A 21,927-nucleotide genomic window follows, 5' to 3' on the forward strand; every position below is an offset into this window, starting at 1 on the left:
CTATTGCTCCGGGGTGACGGGCGCGCGGCGGCGCTCCCAGACGGAAGGCTTGACCAGGTGCGGCGGCCGGCGGCCGGCCAGCACCGCGATGATCTGTTCGGCGCACTGGCTGGCGGTGGCGTGCAAGGCCTCCTGGGTCGAGCCGGCCACGTGCGGCGTCAGCACCGCGTTGGGCAGGCCGGCCACGCGCGAACCGGCCGGCAGCGGCTCGGTCTCGAACACGTCCAGGCCGGCGCCGGCCAGGCGGCCGTCGCGCAGCGCATCGGCCAGGGCCGCCTCGTCGATGAGGCCGCCGCGCGAGGTATTGATGACGAGGGCGCCGGGCTTCATGCAGGCCAGGGTGGCGGCGTCCAGCGTATGGCGCGTGTCCGGGCGCAGCGGGCGGTGCAGCGACACCACGTCGGCTTCGCGCAGCAGTTCCCGCAGGGTGTCGACGCGTCGCGCGCCGGGCGGCAGCGCCTCGCCGGCCGGCAGGCTGGGCGACCAGACCAGCGCCTGCATGCCCAGGGCCGGCACGGCCATCTCGCACAGCAGGCGGCCAGTGCGGCCCAGGCCGACGACGCCCAGGGTCTTGCCGTACAGCGAATACATGGGTTGCTCGTACTTGAACCCCCAGTGGCCCTTGCGGGTGGCGGCGTCGGCCTGCACGGCCTGGCGCGCGGTGACCAGCATCAGCATGAGCGCGTGCTCGGCCACCGAGCGCACGTTGGCGTCCGGCGTATAGACCACCGGGATCCCCAGCGCATCGGCATGCGCCACGGCGATCTTGTCGGTGCCGGTGCCATGGTTGGCGATCACGCTCAGCCGCGGCGCCATGTCGATCAGGTCGGCCGGCAACTGGTCGCGCACCAGCACCGCGTCGGCGCCGGCGATGACCTGGCGCAGGGCGTCCAGGCCGGGGCTGGCCGGTTCGACGACCGTGATGCCCGCGGCGCGCAGCAGCTGCGGCCCCACGGGGTGTACGGGTTGGGCGATTACGCAGGTTGGCATGAAGGGGAGTCTCCTGTGTTGCCGCGGGCATCGGCGGGCGCGCCGGCCAGCCCGGCGCGGGCGGCGAGTACGCGGCCCAGCGTGCGCGTGCCGGCGGCGAAATCGGCCATGTCCATGGCCTCTTCGGGGTTGTGGCTGCCGTGCGCGTTGCGCACGAACAGCATGGCGGTGGGAATGCCCTGGTTGGCGAACATGGCCGAGTCGTGGCCGGCGCCGCTGGGCAGCGCGCGCGGCGCGACGCCGATGGCGCGCGCCGCCTCGTCCAGGGCCTGGCGCAGCGTCGCGTCCATGACGGCGGCCTGGCTGCCGGAGACCGGCCCCCAGTCGAAGCGCACGCCATGGCTGTGCTCGATTCCGCGGGCGGTTTCCTGGATGTGCGCGTCCATGCGGCGCAGGGTTTCGACGCTGCGCGAACGGATATCGACCGAGAAGCTGGCCAGGCCGGGCACTTTGCTGAAGTCGGCCTGCCGGGCGTCGGTATAGACCTGGCCGAAGGTCAGGGTCAGCTCGTGGCCGTCGGCCTCCATCTGGCGCCAGACCTGTTGCAGGCGGTCGATGAGCGCCGCCAGCGCCACCACGGCGTCCTGGCGGTGGGCGCGCGGGGTGGCGCCCGAGTGCGCGTAGCGGCCGGCCACGCGCGCGTGCCGATAGCGCCGGCTGCCGCAGATGCCGGTCACGATGCCCAGCGCGTGGCCGCCCTCGATCAGCACGGGGCCCTGCTCGATGTGCAGTTCGAGGAAGCTGTCGATGGCCTGCGCGCGCAGCCGGGCCTGGCCGCCAGCCACTTGTTCGGGCTGCCCGCCGTGCTCGGCGATGTGCTCGGCCAGGGTGCGCTGCGTATCGGCGCGGCGGCATTGCAGGGCCTGGGCGTCGAGCAGGCCGAAGGCCGCCTTGCTGCCGACGTACGAAACCGGAAACCAGGCGCTTTCCTCGGCCCGGATGCCCATCACCACCACGTCGCGGCGGGGCCGCGCGCCGGCGCGGACCCAGCCGGCCAGCACGGCCATGCCGGCCACCACGCCGGCGGCGCCGTCGTAGTTGCCGCCGCGCGGCACCGAATCCAGGTGCGAGCCGGTCATGACGACGGGTTCGTCGCGGCGCTCGCCGGGCAGGGTGACATACAGGTTGAGCGCGGCGTCGCGCGCGACCTCCAGGCCCAGCTCGCGCGCGGTGGCGGCGACCAGGTCATGGGCGCGCTGCTCGCCCGCGCCGTAGGTGTCGCGCGTGATGCCCACGCCATCGCTGCCCTGCGCGCGCAGGCGCGCGAACAGCGTCTCGGCCAGGTCGATGTCGGGTTCGATCAGCATGGTTGCGGGCACGGGGCGGGTGCGTCGGCGGCCGGCGCGAGCGCGGCGGCGGCGGGGTCCCAGTCGCGCCCGGGCATGGCGGCGATCAGCTGGCGCGTATAGGGATCCTGCGGATTGTCGAAGATCTGCGTGGGCGGCCCCTGCTCGACCACCTTGCCGCGATGCATGACCAGCAGGTGGTCGCAGATCTGCGAAGCCACGCGCAGGTCGTGCGTGATGAAGATGAGCGCCAGCTGCAGGCGCTGCTGGACTTCGCGCAGCAGCTTGAGCACCTGGGCCTGCACCGATACGTCCAGCGCCGAGACCGATTCGTCGGCCACGATGAGCTGCGGGTCCATGGCCAGCGCGCGCGCGATGCCGATGCGCTGGCGCTGGCCGCCAGAGAATTCGCCGGGATAGCGGTCGAAGGCGGACGGGTCCAGTTCGACCAGCGTGAGCAATTCGCGCGCGCGCGTCTCGGCCTGCCGGCGCGACGCGCCGCCCGCCATGGGGCCGTCGCACAGGATGCGGCCCACCGTATGGCGCGGGTTGAGCGAGGCGAACGGATCCTGGAAGATCATCTGGACCTTGCGCCGCTGCGGCCGGAACTGCGCCTCGGTCAGGGGCGCGATGTCCTGGCCTTCGAACAGCATCTGGCCGCCGTCGATATCGATCAGCTTGAGCAGGCACTTGCCGATGGTGGATTTGCCCGAGCCCGATTCGCCCACGATGCCGACCGTCTGGCCGCGCCCCACGGTGAAGCTGACGTCATCGACGGCATGCACGACGCGTTTCTTGTGGAACAGCCCGCCGGCGGCGGCGTAGGTTTTCTTCAGGTTGCGCACGTGCAGCACCGGGCTGAACGCTTCGGCCTGGCCTGCGTCGCCGCCGGTGCGCTGGGTGGGCACCGCGGCGATCAGCCGCTGCGTGTAGGGGTGGCGCGGCCGGTTGAGCACCTGGTCCGCGGTGCCTTCTTCGACCAGGATGCCCTTTTCCATCACCGCCACGCGGTCGGCGATCTCGGCCACCACGCCGAAGTCGTGGGTGACGAACATCACGCCCATGCCTTTCTGGCGCTGGATGCGGGCGATCAGTTCGAGAATCTGCGCCTGGGTCGTGACGTCCAGCGCGGTGGTGGGCTCGTCGGCGATCAGCAGCCGGGGCTCGAGCACCAGCGCCATGGCGATCATGACGCGCTGGCGCTGGCCGCCGGACAGGCGGAAAGGCCAGGCGTGGCGGATCAGCCGGGGCTCGGGCAGGCCGACGAACTCCAGCACGTCGAGCACGCGCTGCGCGCGCTCCTGCTCCGGATAGGCGTTGTGCACGCGCATGACTTCCTCGATCTGCTCGCCGACGGTCAGCAGCGGGTTCAGCGCCGACAGCGGTTCCTGGAAGATCATGGCCATGTCGCGCCCGCGCATGCCGCGCAGCGTGGATTCGTCCAGCGAGAGCAGGTCGCGGCCGTCGAACAGGATGCGCCCGCCCTCGGGACGCAGGTAGTGCGGCAGCAGGCCCATGATGGCGTTGGCGCTCATGGATTTGCCCGAACCGGACTCGCCGACGATGCAGAGGATTTCCCCCGCGTTGATATCGAACGAGATATTGCGCACCGCGTAGGGCCGGTCGCCGCCGGCGGGCAGCGCGATGCTGAGGTCCCGGATGGAAAGCAGCGGCGCGGCGGACGAGGCTGTATTGGTGGCTGTCACGGGGTCATGCTCCACGCTTGCGAAGTTGCGGGTTGAGGGCGTCGTTCAGGCCTTCGCCGATCAGGTTGATGGCCAGTACGGTCAGCATGATGGCCAACCCCGGCCACATGCTCATCATGGGCGCTTCGCGCAGCATCGTGCGGGCCGCGCCGATCATGAAGCCCCAGCTCATCAGGTTGCGGTCGCCCAGCCCCAGGAAGGACAGCGCCGACTCGGTCAGGATCGAGGTGGCGGTCATCAGCGAGGCCGTGACGATGATGGGCGAGGCGGCGTTGGGCAGGATCTGCGTGAGGATGATGCGGCCGGGACGTTGGCCGATCACCACCGCGGCCTGCACGAACTCGCGGGTGCGCAGCGTCATGAACTCCGAGCGGACCAGGCGCGCCACCGGCGGCCACGACACCATGGCGATGGCGCCGACGATGGACACCAGGTTGGGCTTGAAGATCGCCACCAGCACCATGGCCATGGCCAGTTGCGGAATGGTCTGGAAGAACTCCGTCATGCGCATCAGGAAATCGTCCAGCCGGCCGCCGAAGTAGCCGCTGAGCGCGCCCACCAGGATGCCGATGAACACGGCCACGGCGGTGGAGATCACGCCGATCAGCAGCGAGACGCGCGCGCCGTAGATCAGGCCGGCGGCGATGTCGCGGCCCAGCATGTCGGTGCCCAGCGGGAAGGCGGGGTCGCTGAAAGGCGCCAGCAGCGGCGGGCCCACCATCATCCACGGGGACTCCTCGTACAGCAGGGGCGCCAGCGCGCCGGCCGCGATCACGGCCAGCAGGACGGCGAGGCCGGCCGCCGCGCCGCGGTTGGCGCAGAATCTTTTCAAAAAGGCTTTCATGGATCAGCTTCCCTGGATGCGGGGGTCGATGAATCGGTAGATCAGGTCGGTGATCAGGTTGAAGACCACCACCATGGTCGAGGTGATCAGGAACACGCCCAGCAGCAGCTGGTAGTCGCGTTGCACCAGGGCGTCGAACATCAGGCGGCCGATGCCGGGCCAGCCGAACACCGTTTCGGTGAGCACCGCGCCGCCCGCCATCTGGCCAAGCTGGATGCCCGCGAAGGTGATGACCGGCAGCAGCGCGTTGCGCAGCGCGTGGCGGCGGATGATCTGCGGCACCGGCACGCCCTTGGCGCGCGCGGTCTTGATGAAGTCCATGCCCAGCACTTCCAGCATCGAGGCGCGTGTCAGGCGGGCGTAGATCGCCATGAAGAAGCACCCCAGCGAAACGGTAGGCAGGATCAGGTGCTGGGCGATGTCGCCGACCCGCGCCCAGCCGGTAAGCGTCGAGCCCACGGTCTCCATGCCGAAGGGCGGCAACCATCCCAGGGTCAGCGAGAAGAAGATCACCGCCAGCAGCGCCAGCCAGAACTGCGGCGTGGCGTAGATCAATAGCGCGCCGCTCATGATGGCGCTGTCGAGCCATTTCCGCTTGCCCTCGTAGCGGGCGCGCGCGGCGATCACGCCGGTCAATATGCCCAGCGTGACGGAGAAGATGAAGGCGCACACCATCAGCAGCAAGGTGGCGGGCAGGCGGTCCAGGATCAGGTCCAGCACGGGCAGGCGTTCGCGGTACGAATAGCCCAGGTCGAGCTGGACGATGCCTTTGAGGTAGGTGCCCAGCTGCACGTACACGGGCTGGTCCAGGCCGAACTCGCGCCGCAACTGCTCCACGTAGGCGGGGTCGGAAGAGCCCGCCTCGCCGGCCAGCACGGCGGCGGGGTCGCCCGGCGCCATGCGGATCAACAGGAAATTCAGGATTACGACGCCGAGCACGACGAGCACGGCTTTACTCAGCCGCGAGGCAAAATACGACAGGGTCTTCAAAGAGTCGGCTCCAAAGCGGGACAAGGCGGGGCCGCCGCCGGGGCGGGCCCCGGCGGCATGCGTCTTACTTATCGATGTACACGTTGGCGAAGGTGTCGTTCAGGCCGATGGCCGTGGTCACCAGGTTGTGCACGTTGGATCGGGACAGCGTGGGATTCTCGATCTCGAACAGGTAGCCGTTGGCCACCTCGTCGACCAGGATCTTCTGCAGCTTGGCGTAGGCCGCGGCGCGCTGCTCGTCGGAGGTGGCGGTGGCCGCCTCGTCCCAAAGCGCGTCGGCTTCGGCGTTCCTGTAGCCCTGGTTGTTGACGAAGGCCGAGCCCTTGACGATGTTGCGCGCCACGTACAGGCGCGACACGCCCAGCGCCGGGTCGCCGTACTGCGACGTGAAGCTGAAGGTCAGGTCGAAATCGGCGTCGGAGACGCGCTTGGACCAGGTGCCGGCGTCGGCGGCGTCCATCTCGACGTCGAAGCCGATCTGCTGCAGGGCCTGCTTGGTGTACTCGCCCAGGCGGTCCCAGGTGGCGCCGTACGGATAGGCCAGGATCTTGACCGGCGTCTTGGACAGGTCGACGCCGGATTCCTTGATCAGCGCGCGCGCCTTCTTCAGGTCATAGTCGTACTTCGGCACGTCGGCGCTGTAGAAGGGCGTGGTCGAGGAGATCGGGCCGGTGGCGACCTTGCCCAGGCCGAAGAAGATGTTGTCGACGATGAACTTGCGGTTCAGCGCGTGCATCACCGCCTGGCGCACCTTGACGTTGTCGAACGGCGGCTTGCGCTGGTTCATCTGCAGGTACGCCTGCTGCGAGAAGATCTCCCAGCCGCTGGTGGTGTAGTCCACGTTGGGCAGCGCCTTCAGGCGCTTGACGTCGACGCTGTCGACGTCGCCGCTGCGCAGTACCTGCACGTCGCCGCGCTCGAACGCCACGGCGCGCGATGCCGAGTCGGGGATCACGCTGAACACGATGCGGTCCAGGTACGGCTTGCCCTGTTGCCAGTAGTTGGGGTTGCGCTCCAGTTCGATGACCGAGCCGCGGCGCCATTCCTTGAACATGAAGGGGCCGGTGCCGATCGGTTTCTGGTTGGCCGGGTTGCTGGCGTAGTCCGTGCCGTCGTACAGGTGCTTGGGAACGATGGGCATGTTGTCGCTGACGAAGGCCTTCAGGAACGGCGGGAAGGGCGACTTCAGCGTGATCTGCACCTGGTCGGGTGCGGTTGCCGTGACGGTGTCGACGAACTGGTCGATGATGACGCGGGCGCGCGGATGCACCGCGCGCAGGAACTTGTCGATGCTGAACACGACGTCGTCGGCGCCGAACGGCTTGCCGTCGTGCCAGGTCACGCCCTGCTGCAGGTCGAAGGTATAGGTCTTGCCGTCGTCCGAGACCTTCCAGGCGCGCGCCAGGCCGGGTTGCGGCTTGAGGTCGGTGGTCCAGGTCAGCAGGCTTTCATAGATCTTGCCGGCGACGTACTGGGTGGGGATCTGCTGGTTCAGCCCCAGCATCAGCGTGGGCGGTTCGGGCTGCACGATGGCGCGCAGCGTGCCGCCGCGGGTCTGGGCGAGGGCGGTCGAGGAGCCCGCGATGGCCAGCATGGCGGCCAGCGCGAGGGTGGACAGGCGGCCGCGGCGACGGCAGGGGGCCGTGGTGGCGGAAGGCGTAGCAGAGAGCATGCAAGTCACTCCTTGAGAGTAGCGTTGAGCAGCGGGACGGCTTTCTTGTCTTGAGAACGGCTGGGTCAGACTGTGCGGATTTCTATGCCTTCGGCCTCCAGGGCGGCGCGGATGCGGCGCGCGAACAGCGCGGCGCCGGGCTGGTCGCCATGGATGCAGAGCGTGTCGGCGGTAATGGGTACATCCTTGCCCGAGAGCGCGCGCACCACGCCGTCCTTGACCATGCGCTTGACCTGGGCGATGGCCTGGTCGACGTCTTCGATCATGGCGTGGGGTTGCGAGCGCGGCGTCAGCGTGCCGTCGTCCTGGTAAGAACGGTCGGCATAGACTTCGTACACGGCGCGCAGGCCGCGCTCGCGCGTGGCCTGCGCGATCGCGGCATTGGCGACGTAGATGGGCAGCGCGGGGTCCACGTCGGCCACGGCGCGCGCGACCGCGTCGGCCAGCGCCGGGTCGCGCGCGGTCAGGGTGTAGAGCGCGCCGTGCGTCTTGACGTGGTGCAGGCGGCCGCCTTGCGAGCGGGCCATGGCCTGCAGCGCGCCGACCTGGTACACCGTCAGGGCGTAGACCTCGTCCGGCGTGACCGCCATCACGCGGCGGCCGAACCCCTGCAGGTCCGGCAGGCCGGGGTGGGCGCCGATCGCCACGTCGGCGGCGATGGCCGCGCGTACCGTGGCCAGCATGACGTCGGGGTCGCCGGCATGAAAGCCGCAGGCGATGTTGGCGGACGTGATGTGGGGCATCAGCTCGGTGTCCTGCCCCATGACCCACGGGCCGAAACTCTCGCCCATGTCACAGTTGATATCGATGGAAGGCATGTCGCGTTCTCCAGGCGGATGAGGCTGTCGGATGGTGGTCAGGGCCGCAGCGCCCGCGCGGCCTGCGCGCGGATCGCCTCCAGCCGGTCTTCGGAATCGAGCCAGGCGTGTTCGGCCTCGGCTTGTGTGACGAGGGCAAAGCGCAATGCCTCGCCCGGCATGGCCTGCGCCAGCGCCGGCAGGTCCGCGCTGGCGACGTAGGCGATCTTGGGATAGCCGCCGGCGCTCTGGCGGTCGGCCATGAGCACGATGGGCTGGCCGTCGGGCGGCACCTGCACGGTGCCGAAGGTCGTGGCCTCGGACACCAGCTCCAGCGGCTGCGCCAGTTCCAGGGCGGGGCCGCGCAGGCGCAGGCCCATGCGGTCGGACTGCGGCGTGACCTCATAGGCCTGGTTCGCGAGATGCTCGTGCGCCTGCCCGGTGAACGCCGGCCAGTGCGGCCCGGCCACGATGCGCAGCAATCCGGCGGGCGGCGCCGGCGGCGCGATATCGACGGAGCGGGCCTGCAGCATGGGCAGGGCGCTCTGCACCATCAGGCGTTCGATCGGCAGCAAGGGCTCGCCGCGCGCCTGCGCGCCCACCGGCACGCGGTCGCCGCGCCGCAGGGCGCGCCCGGCATGGCCGCCGAAGCCGGCGCGGATATTGGTGCTGCGGCTGCCCAGCACGGGCTCGGGCGCCAGGCCGCCGCGCACGGCGATGTACAGGCGCGCGCCGGCGATGCGCTCGCCCACGTCCAGCACCACGCCGCGGCGCAGCAGCACCGCGCGGTCGTACGGCACCGGCTGGCCGTCGGCGGTCACGCGCATGCGGGCGCCGCACAGGGCGATCAGCGTGTGCTCGGCGAACGCCAGGCGCGGCCCGTTCAGCGTGCATTCCAGGACGGCGGCGTCCTCGGGGTTGCCCACCAGCGCGTTGGCCACGCGGTGCGACCACTCATCCATCGGGCCATTGACCGACACCCCGTATTGCTGGTGTCCGTAGCGTCCGGTGTCCTGCAGCGTGCTGAGCATGCCGGGGCGTTGCACGGCCATTGTGTTCATGGGCGCGGCTCCAGCAGCTCGTGGAATTCTTCCGGCGTAATGGGCTTGAAGCGCAGCTGGTCGCCCAGGCGCAGGCGGGTTGGGGGCTGCTGGCGCACGTCGAACAGGTTCCAGGGGGTGCGCGCGATCACATTCCAGCCGCCCGGCGAGGCGCTTTGGTAGATCGACGACAGGCCGTTGGCGATGGCGACCGAGCCCGCCTCGACCCGCGTGCGCGGCGAGCCGCGGCGCTTGACGTTCAGGCGCGGATCCAGCGGTCCGGCGAAGGGATTGCCGGGCGAGAAGAAAAAGGCGTAGAGCGTCTGCGGCGTGCCGCTGTGCAGGGCGATGGTTTCTTCGACGCCCAGGCCGCACTGGCGCGCCACGTCCTCCAGGTCGGGCCCGAACTCGCCGCCGTAGCAGGCGGGGATCTCGACCACGCGGCTCTCGCCTTCCAGCTCGGGCAGGTCGTGGCGCAGCAGGGCCTGCAGTTCGCGCGTCAGTTGCGCGCTGGGCAGGCCGAGCTCGCGCGGGTAGGCCGTCGGGCGGTAATGCACCGCCACGCTGTTGAAGGCGGGCACGACCTCGACCACGGACGCCGGCCGATGGGCGTCGAGCAGGGCCGTGACCGCGTGGACGGTACGGCTGATGCCGGCGTCCACGCCCTCGCCCAGGCGGATCAGCACGCAGCGCTCGCCCACCGGTTCGATCCGGGCCGGGCGCGATGCGGTGGCGGCAGTCATGCTGGACGGGCCAGCTGGGCGCAGGCCGCGACGATGCGCTCGCAGGCCTGCCGCAGGCGCGCCTCGGCCACGCAGAATGTCAGGCGCAGGTAGGGAGCCAGCCCGAACGCGCTGCCCGGCACCGCCGCCACGCCCGCTTCTTCCAGCAGGTAGCGCGCGAAATCCGCATCGTCGCCGATGCGCTCGCCCTTGGGCGTGAGCATGCCGATGGCGTGGCTGCAATCGGCGAACAGATAGAAGGCGGCCGGCGGACGGGTGAATGTCATCACCGGCGCGGCGTCCCGCAGCACCGACAGCGCCATGTCGCGGCGGCTGCTCAGGCTGGCGCGCCAGTCCCGCAGGAAATCCTGCGGGCCGTCGAGCGCGGCGGCGGCCGCCGCCTGGCTGATCGAGCTGGGATTGCTGGTGCTTTGCGACTGCAGCAGTTCCAGCGCCTTGATCAGCCACGCCGGCCCGCCGGCGTAGCCCAGGCGCCAGCCGGTCATGGCGTAGGTCTTGGATACGCCGTTGATGGTCAGCGTGCGCTCGCGCATGTCCGGCGCCGCCTCGACGAAGGAGGTGAACTTGCCTTCGTACACCAGTTGTTCATAGATATCGTCCGACATGACCAGCAGGCGCGGATGCTGGCGCACCACCTCGGCCAGGGCCGCCAGTTCCTCGCGGCTGTACAGCGCGCCGGATGGGTTGCACGGCCCGTTGAGGATCAGCCAGCGCGTGCGCGGCGTGATGTGGGCGGCCAGCAGTTCGGGCGTCAGCTTGAACTGGTTGGCGGCATCGGGGGTGATCACGACCGGCGTGCCGCCGGCGATGCGCGCCATTTCCGTATAGGACACCCAGAACGGCGCCACCACCAGGGCTTCGTCGCCGGGGTCGATGGTGGCCAGCAGGGCGTTGAAGAGGATCTGCTTGGCGCCCGTGGCGGCGATGAGCTCGGCCGGCGCGTATTCGAGCTGGTGGTCGCGGGCGAATTTGCGCGCGATCGCCGCCTTCAGGGCCGGCGTGCCGCCCACGCTGGTGTAACGGGTCTGTCCCCCTTTGATGGCGTCGATGGCCGCCTGCTGGATGTGGGCGGGCGTGTCGAAGTCCAGCTCGCCCTCGCTGAGGCTGATGACGGAGCGGCCCTCGGCCGCCAGGCGGCGGGCCAGTTCGCTGACGGCCCCGGTGGCGGAGGGGCGGGAGGCGGCGAGGCGGTCGGAAAGACGGGTATCTAGGTCGGCGCGGGACATCGGGTTCAAGGGGAAATCCGGGATGGGAGACGCCATTCTGGCGTTTTGGTTAGAATGCGTACATAAGGTATACCACTAATATACACACGATCGACCATAGGGGAGACGTGCTCCGATTGACGTCGAAAACGGGGGGTGGAATAGTGCCGCGCGGCGGAATGGCGCGCTGAACCTGTGCCAAACTGCACCTTTCGAACAGGCAAAAACAGAATTCATGAACACGGGACAACCCATCGAAATATCCGGGCAGGAGACCGAAAGCGGCGGGCGCGGGCTGGCCAACCAGGCCTACGACGCCCTGGTCGACCTGATCCTGTCGCGCGAGCTCAAGCAGGGAGAACAAGTGCAGGAGCGGGCCCTGGCCCAGCGCCTGGGGGTGTCGCGCACGCCGCTGCGCGAGGCCATGCACCGCCTGGAAGGCGAGCAGATGCTGGAGCGCAAGTCGAACAACCGGCTGTTCGTGCGCCAGGTGACCTTGCAGGAACTGATGGAAACCCTCTATATACGTCGCCTGCTGGAGGCCGACGCGGCCGGGCGGGCGGCCGGCAAGGTGCCGATGGCCCAGCTGGCGGACCTGCGTGCGCGCATCGAGGCGCTGATGCTGCAGGATGACTCGGCCGACCCGCTGCACCAGATCCTGGACGCCGAGCTGCACGGGCTGATTTCCGAATACTGCGGCAACGAGCTGATGGCCAGCATGATCGCCAACCTGCGGCAGAAGACCCGCATGTTCTCGCTCAAGCGCCTGGAGCGCCGCATGGAGCCGGTCTGTGGCGAGCACATGGCCATGATCGACGCGCTGGCGCGCGGCGACGCCCAGGCCGCCTCGGCCGAGACCACCCGCCACATCGACAATATCCGACAGTCCATCATCGACAAACTGTCGGGCAGCTACTGAGGGCGTCGGCTTAGGCGGCCCGCCCCAGTTGCGCTTCCAGGCGCGCGATCAGCCGGCCCAGTTCGGCGTGGTCGACGGCGTCCAGCGCCGGCCCCGGCTGGCGCACATAGGCGCTGCGGATGGCGCCGCGCCGGCGCAGCGTTTCCTTGCGCAGGGCCAGGCCGATGCCGTACTGGAACTCGTGGCGCAGCAACGGCAGGTAGAGATTGAACAAATCCTCGGCGGCCTCGGCCTTGCCCGCCGCGAACAGCCGGCACACCTGCACCAGCATTTCCGGATAGGCGAAGCCGGTCATGGCGCCGTCGGCGCCGCGCAGCATTTCCTGCGGCAGGAACAGGCCGCCGTTGCCCACCAGGATGCTGATCCGGCGCCGCCCCTCGGCCTGGCCGCGGGCGCGCACCTGGCTCAGCTTGCGCATGCCGGGGAAGTCTTCGTGCTTGAGCATGACGACCTGCGGGAAATCGTCGACCAGGCGGTGGATGACGGCCACCGAGGTATGCACGCCGGTCGATTGCGGGAAGTCCTGCAGGCAGATGGGGATGCCGGCGCCCAGGCGCTCGGCCACCGCGGCGTAGTAGCCGTAGACCTGGTCGTCGGTGTGCCGCCCGGCCGCCGGCGCCACCATGACGCCCGCGGCGCCCAGGTCCATGGCCTGGCGCGCCAGGCGCTCCAGGTGGCGGTTCGACGGATGGCTCACGCCCACCACCACCGGCACCCGGCCGTCCACGCGCTTGAGGATGCGGGTCATGACGGTGGCGGTCTCGGCTTCGGTCAGCTTGGATGCTTCGCCCATCATGCCGAGGATGGTCAGTCCGGCCACGTCCTTGTCCAGGTAGAAATCGGTCAGGCTGTCGATGCTCGCGAGGTCGAGTTCGCCGTCGTCGGCGAAGGGCGTGGCGGCGATGACGTACACGCCCGAGGTCTGTTCGTTGATGCGCGCGCCGTGGCTGGCTTGCATGGCTGTCTCCTGTCGAGTGAAGCCGCGCCTGGTGCGCACGCGCGGCGGTCCATGGCCGGATTATTGGCCGCCCACGCCGCGGCGGCCATTGCCAAATCGACCGGTCCCCTTAACAATGCGTTAAGCATTTCCCGTCGCTACTCTGGTGGAGGCTGCCAGAAAGCCGGGCAGCCATTAACCTTCAATGCCAGTCACGCCTTTCGCCATGAAACTGAACCTGCGCCAGATCGAGGTGTTCCGGGCCGTCATGATCACCGGCTCGATCCGCGGCGCGTCCGAACTCCTGTTCGTGTCGCAGCCGGCCGTCAGCCGGTTGCTGTCGCACATGGAGCAGCGCATCGGCTTCGCGCTGTTCGAGCGCATCCGTGGCCGGCTGTACGCCACGCTGGAGGCGCGCAAGCTGTTCCACGAAGTCGAGACCGTGTATGCCGGCGTGCAGCGCGTCAACGACATGGCGCGCGACCTGTTCGAGCATCAGGAGGGCATCCTGAACCTGGTGGCCAGCCCCAGCCTGGGCCAGATGCTCATTCCCGCCGCGATCGCGCAGTACCGCCAGGCGCATCCGCAGGTCAAGCTCAGCTTCCGCCACCTGACCCAGGCGCCGCTGACCGAACGCCTGCTCAAGCGCCAGGCGGACCTGGCGCTGACCATCCTGCCGGCCGGCCATCCCAATCTCGAGCAGGAGGAAATCGGCGCGGCCCGGATGGTGCTGATCTGCCCGCCCGGCCATCCGCTGGCCGGACAGGAGCCGGTCGGCGCCGAGGCGCTGACGCCGTATCCGCTGGTGGCCTATGAGCGCGGTTCGGCATTCGGCCAGAAACTGCAGTCGTGGTTCGACGCGCAGTCGGTGGCGGCCCGTCCGGTGATCGAAGTCGGGTCGCCGCAGAATGCCTGCGCGCTGGTCCAGGCCGGCGCCGGGGTGGCGCTGGTGGACGAGTTCTCGGCGCGCAGCTGGCCCGGGGCCGGCTTCGTGACGCGGCCGGTGCGGGACATGGCGCCGTTGACGGCCTACCTCCTCAGGCTGCGCGAGGAGCCGGTCTCGCACCTGATGCAATCGTTCGTCGAGACCCTCAGGCGCGTCATGCGCCGCGCCTAGGGCGCGGCGCCGGCGGCGGGCGGGCTCGCGCCGTAGCGCCGCAGCACCGACGCGGTGTCGGCGCCCAGGCGCGGCGGCGGCCGCAGGCTGGCCTGGGCGGCGGTCATGCCCGGCATGCGTACCGCCGGCAGCGGCATGTCATAGCCCAGGTCCATGTCCTGGAAGATTTCGTAGGTCCGCGCCTGCGGGTCCTGGCGGAATTGATCGTAGGTTTGCACCGGCTGGCAGATCAGGTCGATGCGCCGCGCGGCCTCGATCCAGTGCGCGGTGGGCTGCCTGGCCAGTTCGACGGCGATCAGCGCGCGCAGTTCGTCCTGGTTCTCGTAGCGCGCCTGCTGCGTGGCGTAGCGCGGGTCGGCCAGCAGGTCGGCGCGGCCGGCCAGGCTGATGAAGTCGGTGACCTGTTGATCGCGCATGGCGCTGAGGGCGATGTGGCCGTCGCGGGTCGGATAGATGCCGATGGCCGCGTAGAGTTCGCGGCTGATCACGCCGCGGGTGGCGGCATGCTCGGCGTACTTGGCGCCCTGCACGGCGCTGATGCCGTGCATGAGGCTGAGGTCGATGTACTGGCCTTGCCCCCGGTTGCCGTGGCGCGCCATGAGCGCGGCCAGCGCGGCGTTGCTGACATAGACGCCGGTCACGATGTCGACCACCGACACGCGCACGCGCACCGGATCGCGCATATCGCCCGCGCCGAACGAAAATCCGCTGTAGGCCTGCATGGCGGCGTCGGTGGCGGGCAGGTCGCGGTGCGGGCCTTCCTGGCCGAAACCGGTGACCGAGATATACACCAGGCCGGGATTGCGCTGGCGCACCTGCTCGTAGCCCAGGCCCAGCCGCGCCATGACGCCGGGCCGGTTGCTTTCTATCAGCACGTCGGCCTTGTCGATCAGCGCCAGCGCCTGGCGCCGTTGCGCGGGATCCTTCAGGTCGAGCGCAACGCCCGCCTTGCCGCGGTTGAAATAGCCGAACAGTACGCTGGTGCCGCCCTGGCGGTGTCCCAGGCCGCGCAGCCAGTCGCCGGCCGGCGGTTCGATCTTGATGACCTCGGCGCCCATCTCGCCCAGCAGGCAGGCGCCATGCGGGCCGGCGATGCCCTGGCTGAAGTCCAGTACGGTGATGCCCGCCAATGCCTGATTGAGCATAAGGGCCTCAGTCCAGCGTGATGCCGGCAGTCTGGATGACCGCGCGCCATTTTTCCGTTTCAGCGTCGATCTGCCGGCCGAAGTCGGCGGCGGGCGTGGCGCGCGCGGTCACGCCCAGCGCTTGCAGTTTGGCGCGGGTGGCCGGCTGGTCGAGCACGGCCGCCACGGTGTCGGACAGCCGGGCGACGACATCGGCCGGCGTGCCGGCCGGCGCCAGCAGGCCGTACCAGCCCACCGCCTCGAAACCCGCCACGCCGGCTTGCGCGATCGTGGGCACGTCGGGCAGCACGGCCGAGCGCTCGGGCGTGCTGATGCCCAGGGCCACCAGGCGGCCCGACTTGACCAGCGGCGCCACCGAGGCCAGCGACGAGAACGCGATGTCCACCTGTCCGCCGGCCACGTCGGTGTTGGCCGGCCCTTCGCCCTTGTAGGGCACGTGCAGGGCCTGCAGGCCCGAGGCGTTCTTGAACAACTCCATGGTCAGGTGCGAGGTGGTCGCGTTGCCGGCCGATGCATAGCTGGGCGCCTTGGCCTGCGCGCCGGCGCGCTCGAGCAACGCCTCGACCGACCGGATGCCGGACGCGGGGCTGGCGACCAGCACCAGCGGGAAATTGCCCAGCCCGGCGACCGGCGCGAAGTCGCGCCGGGTGTCGTAGGGCAGGTTCTTGTACAGGCTGGCGTTGACCGCCGCCACGCCTTGGTAGACCAGGATCAGCGTGTAGCCGTCCGGGGCGGCCTGAGCGGCCGCTTCCATGCCGATGATGCCGCCGGCGCCAGGCTTGTTCTCGACGATGACCGGCTGGCCCAGCTGGTCGGCCAGACCACTGGCCACCAGGCGCGCCAGCGTGTCGGTCAGCCCGCCCACCGCGATGGGGGCGATCAGCCGCACCGGCCGTTCCGGATAGGGGGCGGCGCTGGCCGCCGTGGCGCCCAGCGCCAGCGCCAGGCCCGCCAGCAGGGCCCGCAATGCATTCTTGCCGTGCATGATGTGTCTCCTCGTTGTGTCCGGCCGGGCGGCGCGAAACCGCCGACGGCCCTCAGGCGCGCCTGCCCGGGTGTATGCCCATGGTCTTGGCGATGACTTCCAGCATGATTTCGTTGGCGCCGCCGCCGATGGCGGTCTGCCGCAGGTCGCGATAGGCGCGCGAGATCCAGTTCTCGTTCATCACGCCCTGGCCGCCCCAGAACTGCAGGCACTCGTTGGGAATCCGCATCGACAGCCGGCCGGCGCAATACTTGGCCATGGAGGCCAGCTGCGTGATGTCCTGCCCATCCAGGTACTGGCCGATGGCGCGGTACAGCAGCGAGCGCAGCGCCTCGATCTCGGTCTGCATCTGCGCCAGCTTGTGATAGACGACCTGGTTCGACAGCACGGTGCCGCCGAACACCTGCCGCTGGCCGGCGTAGGCGATGGTCTCCTCGATGACGCGCTCCATCGAGCGCATGCCGCGCGCCGCGACGAACATGCGCTCCTCCTGGAACTGCTCCATCTGGTAGATGAAGCCCAGGTTCTCCTCGCCGATGCGGTTGGAGACGGGTACGCGCACATCGTCGAAGAACAGCTCGGCCGTGTCGGATGCGCGCAGCACCAGCTTGTCCAGCTTGCGCGAGACGCTGACGCCGGGCGTATCCAGCGGCACGATGATGAGCGACTTGTTCTTGTGCGGGCCGCCTTCCTGCGAGGTGTTGCACAGCAGGCAGATCCAGTCGCCCTGCACGCCGTTGGTGATCCACATCTTCGAGCCGTTGATCACGTAGTCGTCGCCGTCGCGGCGCGCCCAGGTCTTGATCTGCGACACGTCCGAGCCGGCCGAGGCTTCGCTGACGCCGATGCAGCCCACCAGGTCGCCGGCGATGGTGGGCGCCAGGTACGCGCGCTTGAGCGCGTCGCTGCCGTGGCGCGCGAGCGCCGGCGTGCACATGGTGCTTTGCACGCCGATCGCCGAGCTCAGGCCGCTGGAGCGGACTTCGCCCAGTGTCTCGGCAAACACCATCTCGTAGCTGAAATCCAGTTCCATGCCGCCGTACTCGGCGGGCTTGCCGATGCCCAGCAGCCCGGCCGAGCCGAGCGCCTTCATGACCTGGTGGGCGGGAAACATCTGCGCCGCTTCCCATTCGTCGAGATAGGGGTCGAGGTGTTCTGCGATGATGCGCCGCGTGGTCCGCGCCAGCTCGCGGTGTTCGTGGGTGAATTGCATGGCGTGTTCCTCAGTCCGTGATTGGCGCAAGGCGGGCATGGCCGGCGATCAGGGTGGCGCCGTCGGCGCCCTTGACCCAGACTTCGTAGCGGCCCGGTTCGGCTGCGTCGGGCTGTCCGCCGGCGGTGATGGCGCCGCCGGCGAACAGCGGCTTGAGAAAGCGGATGTCCAGGTCGATGCGCGCCAGCGCGGCGGCGCCGAGGCTGCGCGCCAGCGACTGCCAGATCAGGTTGACCGACAGGGTGCCGTGCGCGATGGTGCCGCCCATGGGCGTGGTGGCCGCGAACGCCGGATCGACGTGCAGCGGGTTGAAATCGTCGGTCAGCTCGGCGTAGATGTCGATGTCCGCCTGGGTGACCCGCATCGAGACTTCTTCAAGGCGTTGCGTCATGGTGTTCCTCGTGGCGTTCCTCATGCGGCCCAGATCAGGTTCATCCGGCCGGTGTAGAGGCTGCGTTCGCGTTCGCCCACTCCGCTGACTTCCAGCTGCAGGTAGCGGCGCTCGCGGCGGATCTCCTTGCCCAGGCAGCGGATGCGCGAACGCACCGTCTCGCCGATACCGGGCAGGCCGTCGATGGACAGGATCTGCTGCGCGTGGATGTTGCCGGGCGGGCGCGGCGTGACCACGTTCAGGTAGGCCCGGATCATCAGGGCCACCGTCAGGCCGACCTGGCGGGCCGGCTGGTCGCGCGCTTCGGTGCCGAACAGGCGCTCCCAGGTCGCCACCAGCCGGGCGTCCAGGGGCTCGGCCCATTCGCCCAGCTGCGTGCCGGGCGTGAAGGTTTCGTAGGTGTACAGCTGGGTCATGGCGTCTCCATCTCTGCAATCGGCACGGCGTCGTCGCCGCGCGCCTCGAAGGCGATGCGCACCCGTGCGCCGATGGCCAGCGGCGCGCCGGCGCCGCCGCGTACGTTGACCATCAGCCGGAAGCCTTCGTCCAGGTCCACCAGGGCGATGACATAGGGCGTGTCGGCCTTGAAGGCCGGCGTGGGCGCGCGGCGCACCGTGGTATGGCTGAGCACCACGCCCTGGCCGGCCGAATCGCGCCATTGCAGCGCGCTGCCGTGGCAATGGGTGCATACGGCGCGCGGAATGCGCTGCACCGTGCCGCAGTCGGCGCATTGCTGGTAGCGCAGGCGATGGTCGCGGCAGCCCTGCCAGAACGGCAGGCTTTCGGCGTTGGGGGTAATCGGCGGTTTTTCCATATCAGGCGGCTCCAAGGACGAGCGAGCAATGCGCGGACAGAATGCCGCCGTCGCCGTGCACGAAGGCGAGGCGGGCGCCGTCGACCTGGCGCTGGTCGGCCTGGCCGCGCAACTGGTGCACGGCCTCGACGGCGTGGAACATGCCGCCTGCCGCGCCCGAGTGGCCATACGAGAGCAGGCCGCCGTGGGTGTTGCACGGCAGCGCGCCGCCCAGGCCGAGCTCGCCTTGCAGCGCCGCCGGTCCGGCCTGGCCGCGCTCGAAAAAGCCGATGGATTCGAGCTCGACCAGCAGCGTGATGGTGAACGAGTCGTAGATCTGCGCCACGTCGATGTCGGCCGGCCTGACGCCCGCGGCGGCGAAGGCGCGCGCCGACGACGCCTTGCAGCCGAAGTCGGTCAGGCTGGGCGCGGCCACGATGTGTTCGTGGGTATGTCCCTGGCCGGCGCCCAGGATCTCGACCGACCGCCTGCCGCTGGCCGCGCTGGCGGCGCGGCTGCTGATCACCAGCGCGGCGCCGCCGTCGGAGATCAGGCAGCAGTCGAGCAGGCGCAGCGGCGTGCTGATTTCGCGCGAGTTCAGCACGTCGTCGATGGAGATGGGCTCGCGCTTGTGCGCCTTGGGATGGCGGCCGGCGTGGCGGCGGTGCTCGACCGCGATGGCCGCCAGGTGCTCGGGGGTGGCGCCGTACTCGTGCATGTAGCGCTGGGCCACCAGCGCATACGAAGCCGGCACGCTGATGCCGAAGGGGCGCTCGAACTGCGGGTGGCCCACTTCGGCCAGCGCCGCCACCGCGCCGTCGCGCGACAGGCCGGTCAGGCGGTTGTCGCCGGCCACCACCAGCACGTGGCGGCACTGGCCGCTGGCCACCAGGGCGGCCGCCTGCATGATCATGATGCAGGCGCTGGCGCCGCCGGCCTGGATGGCGGCGCAGAAACCGGGATGGATGCCGGTGTGTTCGCAGAACACCGAGCCCAGCATCAGGTGCGGCTCGGTGAACGAATAGGCGCACAGCACGCCGTCGATGTCGCCCGGCTCCAGGCCGGCGTCGGCGATGGCGCCGAATGCCGCCTCGGCATGCAGGCCCATGCAGCTCGAACCCGGCAGTTCGCCGACGCGCGTATCGCTGGCGCCGGTGATGAAGGCGTTCATGCTCATGGCTGGCCGTCCTCGTCGGCGGACTGCCTGGGCCAGCTGAACGGCAGCGGTTGCTTGTCCAGGAAACGCGCCACCGCCGTCTCGTGGTACTCGCTGTGGATGGCCAGCGCCTGGGCGTGGGATTCGAGTTCGGCCAGGGTGTTCTGGTCGAGGTTGAACGAGCGGTTGAGTATGTTCTTGGACATGCCCAGCGCCAGGGTCGAGGCGCTGTGAAAGCGCGCCGCCAGCGCCAGCGCTTCGTCCAGCAGGCCGGGCGCGGGCACCACGCGGTACAGGATGCCAAGCGCGCGCGCCTCGTCGGCATCCACCTCGCGGGCGGTGAACACCAGTTCCTTGGCCTGCTGCAGGCCGACGATGCGCGGCAACAGGAAGAAGCCGCCCAGGTCGGGCACCAGGCCGATCCGCCCGAACACCGCGCAAAAGCGCGCCGCCGGCGTGCCCAGGATGAAGTCGCAGGCCAGCGCCAGGTTGAATCCGGCGCCGAAGGCCGGGCCGTCCACCGCGGCGATGACGGGCTTTTCGAGGTTGACCAGCTCGTGGAACCAGGTGTGCAGGCGGCGGATGCGGTCGCGGTCCTGGTAGATCGGGCGCTTGCCGTCCGACAGCGACTTGAGGTCGCCGCCGGCGCAGAACACGCCCTGCGTGCCGGTGATGACCACCGCCTTGACGGCGTCGTCGTCGCGCGCTTCGAAGATGGCCTCGGCCAGGCTCTGGCGCACCTCCAGGTCGAAGGCATTGCGCCGCTCGGGGCGGTTGAGGGTGATGACGAACGTGGCGCCGCGGCGCTCGCGCAATACGTAATCGTTCATGGCTTGAATCCCAGGCTGCGTGCAATGATGTTCTTCTGGATTTCGCTGGTGCCCTCGCCGATGACATAGACGAGCGCGTCGCGGTGAATGCGTCCGACGGGATACTCGCGCATGATCCCGGCGCCGCCGAAGATGCGGATGGCCTGCTCGCTGACCGCCACCGCGGTCTCGCTGGCGACCAGCTTGACGCGCGCCGCCGTGGCCGCGTCCAGCGTGCCCTGGTCCACGCGCCAGGCGCCGTAATAGACCAGCCAGCGGGCCGCCTCGATCTGCGCCGACATGTCGGCCAGCTTGTGCGCGATGGCCTGGTATTCGCCCACGCGCTTGCCGGCGACGATGCGGTCGTTGGCGAAGCTGGCCGCCGCGTCGAACGCCGCGCGCGCCATGCCCAGCGCGTTGGCCGCCACGCCGACCCGGTTCTCGCTCAGCGATTCCAGGATCAGCGGATAGGTGCCCTCGGTTTCGCCCAGCAGGCAGTCATCGGGCACAAAGGCGTCGTCGATGTGGATCAGCGCGGTTTCGGATGCGCGGATGCCTTCCTTCTTCAGCTTGGCGATATCGAAGCCGGCATTGGGCAGTTCCACGATGAACAGGCTGATCGACTCCGGTCTGAGCGCCGCGCTGGTGCGCGCGGCCACCAGCAGGAAGTCCGCGAAGGGGGCGTTGGTGATGTACAGCTTGCTGCCATGCAGGCGCCAGCCGCCCTCGACCCGTTCGGCGCGGGTCTTCATGGCGCGCACGTTGGAGCCGCCGTCCGGCTCGCTCAGGCCGAACCCGGCCACCTTCCGGCCGGCCAGCGCGGGGGCGAGGAAGCGCGCCTTCTGCGTCGGCGTGCCGGCTTTCCAGATCGGCCAGATGCCGAGGTGGGTGTGGGCCGACCAGGTCGAGGCGAACGCCTGCGACAAATAACTGAGCTCTTCGCGCACAATGCAGTCGCTGACCTTGTCCAGGCCGCTGCCGCCGTCGGCCTCCGGGTAACGCACGCCCAGCAGGCCCAGTTCGCCCCAGCGCTCGAATACGCGCCGGGGAAAGGCCTCCTGCTCCTCGGCTTCGAACACCAGGGGGGCGAGTTCCTCCTGGCAGAGCCGCCGCACGGTGTCCCGTACGGCTTCGTGTTCGCTGGAAAAGGCAAAGCTCAAGCTCACGGATCTGCTCCTTTGGGATGCAC

Annotated in this window: 22 protein-coding genes; 2 read left to right on the forward strand and 20 right to left on the reverse strand. The window is 69.6% G+C overall.

Features of this window, described 5'->3' with window-relative positions:
- The 10 genes from CAL11_RS01265 to CAL11_RS01310 all read right to left on the reverse strand — a co-directional run bounded on the left by CAL11_RS01265 (nucleotide 1) and on the right by CAL11_RS01310 (nucleotide 11,294).
- Nucleotides 1–990, reverse strand: a complete 990-nt coding sequence (locus CAL11_RS01265) for a hydroxyacid dehydrogenase (protein ID WP_086091912.1) — start codon at nucleotides 988–990, stop codon at nucleotides 1–3.
- The gene (locus CAL11_RS01270; protein ID WP_086091913.1) at nucleotides 975–2,297 is read right to left on the reverse strand and encodes a Zn-dependent hydrolase; all 1,323 of its coding nucleotides are present in this window, start codon (nucleotides 2,295–2,297) and stop codon (nucleotides 975–977) included. Before CAL11_RS01270 ends, CAL11_RS01265 begins: the two co-directional genes overlap by 16 nt.
- Nucleotides 2,291–3,982, reverse strand: coding sequence for an ABC transporter ATP-binding protein (locus tag CAL11_RS01275; protein WP_086094490.1), 1,692 nt, complete (start codon nucleotides 3,980–3,982; stop codon nucleotides 2,291–2,293). The genes CAL11_RS01270 and CAL11_RS01275 overlap by 7 nt, the downstream gene beginning before the upstream one ends.
- A 4-nt stretch (nucleotides 3,983–3,986) precedes the next feature.
- Nucleotides 3,987–4,826: an ABC transporter permease gene (locus tag CAL11_RS01280; protein ID WP_086091914.1), complete on the reverse strand. Its 840-nt coding sequence runs from the start codon at nucleotides 4,824–4,826 to the stop codon at nucleotides 3,987–3,989.
- 3 nt (nucleotides 4,827–4,829) lie between these two features.
- Nucleotides 4,830–5,816, reverse strand: a complete 987-nt coding sequence (locus CAL11_RS01285) for an ABC transporter permease (protein WP_086091915.1) — start codon at nucleotides 5,814–5,816, stop codon at nucleotides 4,830–4,832.
- Between the two features lie 64 nt (nucleotides 5,817–5,880).
- Nucleotides 5,881–7,488: an ABC transporter substrate-binding protein gene (locus tag CAL11_RS01290; protein ID WP_086091916.1), complete on the reverse strand. Its 1,608-nt coding sequence runs from the start codon at nucleotides 7,486–7,488 to the stop codon at nucleotides 5,881–5,883.
- Between the two features lie 65 nt (nucleotides 7,489–7,553).
- Nucleotides 7,554–8,306 carry a LamB/YcsF family protein gene (locus CAL11_RS01295; protein ID WP_086091917.1) on the reverse strand — a complete coding sequence of 251 codons (753 nt, stop codon included), beginning with the start codon at nucleotides 8,304–8,306 and terminating at the stop codon, nucleotides 7,554–7,556.
- A gap of 38 nt (nucleotides 8,307–8,344) precedes the next feature.
- Complete coding sequence (locus tag CAL11_RS01300; RefSeq protein ID WP_086091918.1) at nucleotides 8,345–9,346, reverse strand: biotin-dependent carboxyltransferase family protein; 1,002 nt, start codon at nucleotides 9,344–9,346, stop codon at nucleotides 8,345–8,347.
- A complete protein-coding gene (gene pxpB, locus CAL11_RS01305; protein ID WP_086091919.1) occupies nucleotides 9,343–10,068 on the reverse strand; it encodes a 5-oxoprolinase subunit PxpB in 726 nt (241 codons plus the stop codon). The genes CAL11_RS01300 and pxpB overlap by 4 nt, the downstream gene beginning before the upstream one ends.
- Nucleotides 10,065–11,294, reverse strand: a complete 1,230-nt coding sequence (locus CAL11_RS01310; RefSeq protein ID WP_086091920.1) for a pyridoxal phosphate-dependent aminotransferase — start codon at nucleotides 11,292–11,294, stop codon at nucleotides 10,065–10,067. Before CAL11_RS01310 ends, pxpB begins: the two co-directional genes overlap by 4 nt.
- A 214-nt stretch (nucleotides 11,295–11,508) precedes the next feature.
- On the opposite strand from CAL11_RS01310, the gene CAL11_RS01315 reads away from it, so the two are divergent.
- The gene (locus CAL11_RS01315) at nucleotides 11,509–12,192 is read left to right on the forward strand and encodes a GntR family transcriptional regulator (RefSeq protein ID WP_086091921.1); all 684 of its coding nucleotides are present in this window, start codon (nucleotides 11,509–11,511) and stop codon (nucleotides 12,190–12,192) included.
- 10 nt (nucleotides 12,193–12,202) lie between these two features.
- Here CAL11_RS01315 and CAL11_RS01320 read toward each other — a convergent pair whose 3' ends face one another.
- The gene (locus tag CAL11_RS01320; RefSeq protein WP_086091922.1) at nucleotides 12,203–13,150 is read right to left on the reverse strand and encodes a dihydrodipicolinate synthase family protein; all 948 of its coding nucleotides are present in this window, start codon (nucleotides 13,148–13,150) and stop codon (nucleotides 12,203–12,205) included.
- Between the two features lie 205 nt (nucleotides 13,151–13,355).
- Between CAL11_RS01320 and CAL11_RS01325 the strand changes: the two genes are divergently transcribed.
- Nucleotides 13,356–14,246, forward strand: a complete 891-nt coding sequence (locus CAL11_RS01325; protein WP_086091923.1) for a LysR family transcriptional regulator — start codon at nucleotides 13,356–13,358, stop codon at nucleotides 14,244–14,246.
- Here the strand turns inward: CAL11_RS01325 and CAL11_RS01330 are convergent.
- The 9 genes from CAL11_RS01330 to CAL11_RS01370 are packed head-to-tail and all read right to left on the reverse strand — an operon-like array spanning nucleotide 14,243 to nucleotide 21,904.
- Nucleotides 14,243–15,391 (reverse strand): CoA transferase, encoded by a 1,149-nt coding sequence (locus tag CAL11_RS01330; protein ID WP_086091924.1) that lies wholly within the window; start codon nucleotides 15,389–15,391, stop codon nucleotides 14,243–14,245. The genes CAL11_RS01325 and CAL11_RS01330 overlap by 4 nt on opposite strands.
- A gap of 7 nt (nucleotides 15,392–15,398) precedes the next feature.
- Nucleotides 15,399–16,376 carry a tripartite tricarboxylate transporter substrate binding protein gene (locus tag CAL11_RS01335; protein ID WP_086091925.1) on the reverse strand — a complete coding sequence of 326 codons (978 nt, stop codon included), beginning with the start codon at nucleotides 16,374–16,376 and terminating at the stop codon, nucleotides 15,399–15,401.
- A 52-nt stretch (nucleotides 16,377–16,428) separates the two neighbouring features.
- On the reverse strand, nucleotides 16,429–17,589 hold the full coding sequence (locus CAL11_RS01340) for an acyl-CoA dehydrogenase family protein (RefSeq protein WP_086091926.1): 1,161 nt from the start codon (nucleotides 17,587–17,589) through the stop codon (nucleotides 16,429–16,431).
- Nucleotides 17,590–17,599: 10 nt separating this feature from the next.
- Nucleotides 17,600–17,980 carry a MaoC family dehydratase gene (locus CAL11_RS01345; RefSeq protein ID WP_167382424.1) on the reverse strand — a complete coding sequence of 127 codons (381 nt, stop codon included), beginning with the start codon at nucleotides 17,978–17,980 and terminating at the stop codon, nucleotides 17,600–17,602.
- 20 nt (nucleotides 17,981–18,000) lie between these two features.
- Nucleotides 18,001–18,396 carry a hypothetical protein gene (locus tag CAL11_RS01350; RefSeq protein ID WP_086091928.1) on the reverse strand — a complete coding sequence of 132 codons (396 nt, stop codon included), beginning with the start codon at nucleotides 18,394–18,396 and terminating at the stop codon, nucleotides 18,001–18,003.
- Nucleotides 18,393–18,794, reverse strand: a complete 402-nt coding sequence (locus CAL11_RS01355) for a Zn-ribbon domain-containing OB-fold protein (RefSeq protein ID WP_086091929.1) — start codon at nucleotides 18,792–18,794, stop codon at nucleotides 18,393–18,395. Before CAL11_RS01355 ends, CAL11_RS01350 begins: the two co-directional genes overlap by 4 nt.
- A gap of 1 nt (nucleotide 18,795) precedes the next feature.
- Complete coding sequence (locus CAL11_RS01360) at nucleotides 18,796–19,950, reverse strand: thiolase family protein (protein ID WP_086091930.1); 1,155 nt, start codon at nucleotides 19,948–19,950, stop codon at nucleotides 18,796–18,798.
- Complete coding sequence (locus CAL11_RS01365; protein ID WP_086091931.1) at nucleotides 19,947–20,759, reverse strand: enoyl-CoA hydratase/isomerase family protein; 813 nt, start codon at nucleotides 20,757–20,759, stop codon at nucleotides 19,947–19,949. The genes CAL11_RS01360 and CAL11_RS01365 overlap by 4 nt, the downstream gene beginning before the upstream one ends.
- Nucleotides 20,756–21,904, reverse strand: coding sequence for an acyl-CoA dehydrogenase family protein (locus tag CAL11_RS01370; protein ID WP_086091932.1), 1,149 nt, complete (start codon nucleotides 21,902–21,904; stop codon nucleotides 20,756–20,758). The genes CAL11_RS01365 and CAL11_RS01370 overlap by 4 nt, the downstream gene beginning before the upstream one ends.
- Nucleotides 21,905–21,927: the final 23 nt, after the last annotated feature.

The organism is Bordetella genomosp. 6, assembly GCF_002119705.1.
GTDB lineage: Bacteria > Pseudomonadota > Gammaproteobacteria > Burkholderiales > Burkholderiaceae_B > Bordetella > Bordetella bronchiseptica_F.

Bases quoted from the DNA above. Each gene is read 5' to 3' on its own strand.
- CAL11_RS01265 (WP_086091912.1), bottom strand. From the start codon at position 990: ATGCCAACCTGCGTAATCGCCCAACCCGTACACCCCGTGGGGCCGCAG.
- CAL11_RS01270 (WP_086091913.1), bottom strand. From the start codon at position 2,297: ATGCTGATCGAACCCGACATCGACCTGGCCGAGACGCTGTTCGCGCGC.
- CAL11_RS01280 (WP_086091914.1), bottom strand. From the start codon at position 4,826: ATGAAAGCCTTTTTGAAAAGATTCTGCGCCAACCGCGGCGCGGCGGCC.
- CAL11_RS01290 (WP_086091916.1), bottom strand. From the start codon at position 7,488: ATGCTCTCTGCTACGCCTTCCGCCACCACGGCCCCCTGCCGTCGCCGC.
- CAL11_RS01295 (WP_086091917.1), bottom strand. From the start codon at position 8,306: ATGCCTTCCATCGATATCAACTGTGACATGGGCGAGAGTTTCGGCCCG.
- CAL11_RS01300 (WP_086091918.1), bottom strand. From the start codon at position 9,346: ATGAACACAATGGCCGTGCAACGCCCCGGCATGCTCAGCACGCTGCAG.
- pxpB (WP_086091919.1), bottom strand. From the start codon at position 10,068: ATGACTGCCGCCACCGCATCGCGCCCGGCCCGGATCGAACCGGTGGGC.
- CAL11_RS01310 (WP_086091920.1), bottom strand. From the start codon at position 11,294: ATGTCCCGCGCCGACCTAGATACCCGTCTTTCCGACCGCCTCGCCGCC.
- CAL11_RS01315 (WP_086091921.1), top strand. From the start codon at position 11,509: ATGAACACGGGACAACCCATCGAAATATCCGGGCAGGAGACCGAAAGC.
- CAL11_RS01320 (WP_086091922.1), bottom strand. From the start codon at position 13,150: ATGCAAGCCAGCCACGGCGCGCGCATCAACGAACAGACCTCGGGCGTG.
- CAL11_RS01325 (WP_086091923.1), top strand. From the start codon at position 13,356: ATGAAACTGAACCTGCGCCAGATCGAGGTGTTCCGGGCCGTCATGATC.
- CAL11_RS01330 (WP_086091924.1), bottom strand. From the start codon at position 15,391: ATGCTCAATCAGGCATTGGCGGGCATCACCGTACTGGACTTCAGCCAG.
- CAL11_RS01335 (WP_086091925.1), bottom strand. From the start codon at position 16,376: ATGCACGGCAAGAATGCATTGCGGGCCCTGCTGGCGGGCCTGGCGCTG.
- CAL11_RS01340 (WP_086091926.1), bottom strand. From the start codon at position 17,589: ATGCAATTCACCCACGAACACCGCGAGCTGGCGCGGACCACGCGGCGC.
- CAL11_RS01345 (WP_167382424.1), bottom strand. From the start codon at position 17,980: ATGACGCAACGCCTTGAAGAAGTCTCGATGCGGGTCACCCAGGCGGAC.
- CAL11_RS01350 (WP_086091928.1), bottom strand. From the start codon at position 18,396: ATGACCCAGCTGTACACCTACGAAACCTTCACGCCCGGCACGCAGCTG.
- CAL11_RS01355 (WP_086091929.1), bottom strand. From the start codon at position 18,794: ATGGAAAAACCGCCGATTACCCCCAACGCCGAAAGCCTGCCGTTCTGG.
- CAL11_RS01360 (WP_086091930.1), bottom strand. From the start codon at position 19,950: ATGAGCATGAACGCCTTCATCACCGGCGCCAGCGATACGCGCGTCGGC.
- CAL11_RS01365 (WP_086091931.1), bottom strand. From the start codon at position 20,759: ATGAACGATTACGTATTGCGCGAGCGCCGCGGCGCCACGTTCGTCATC.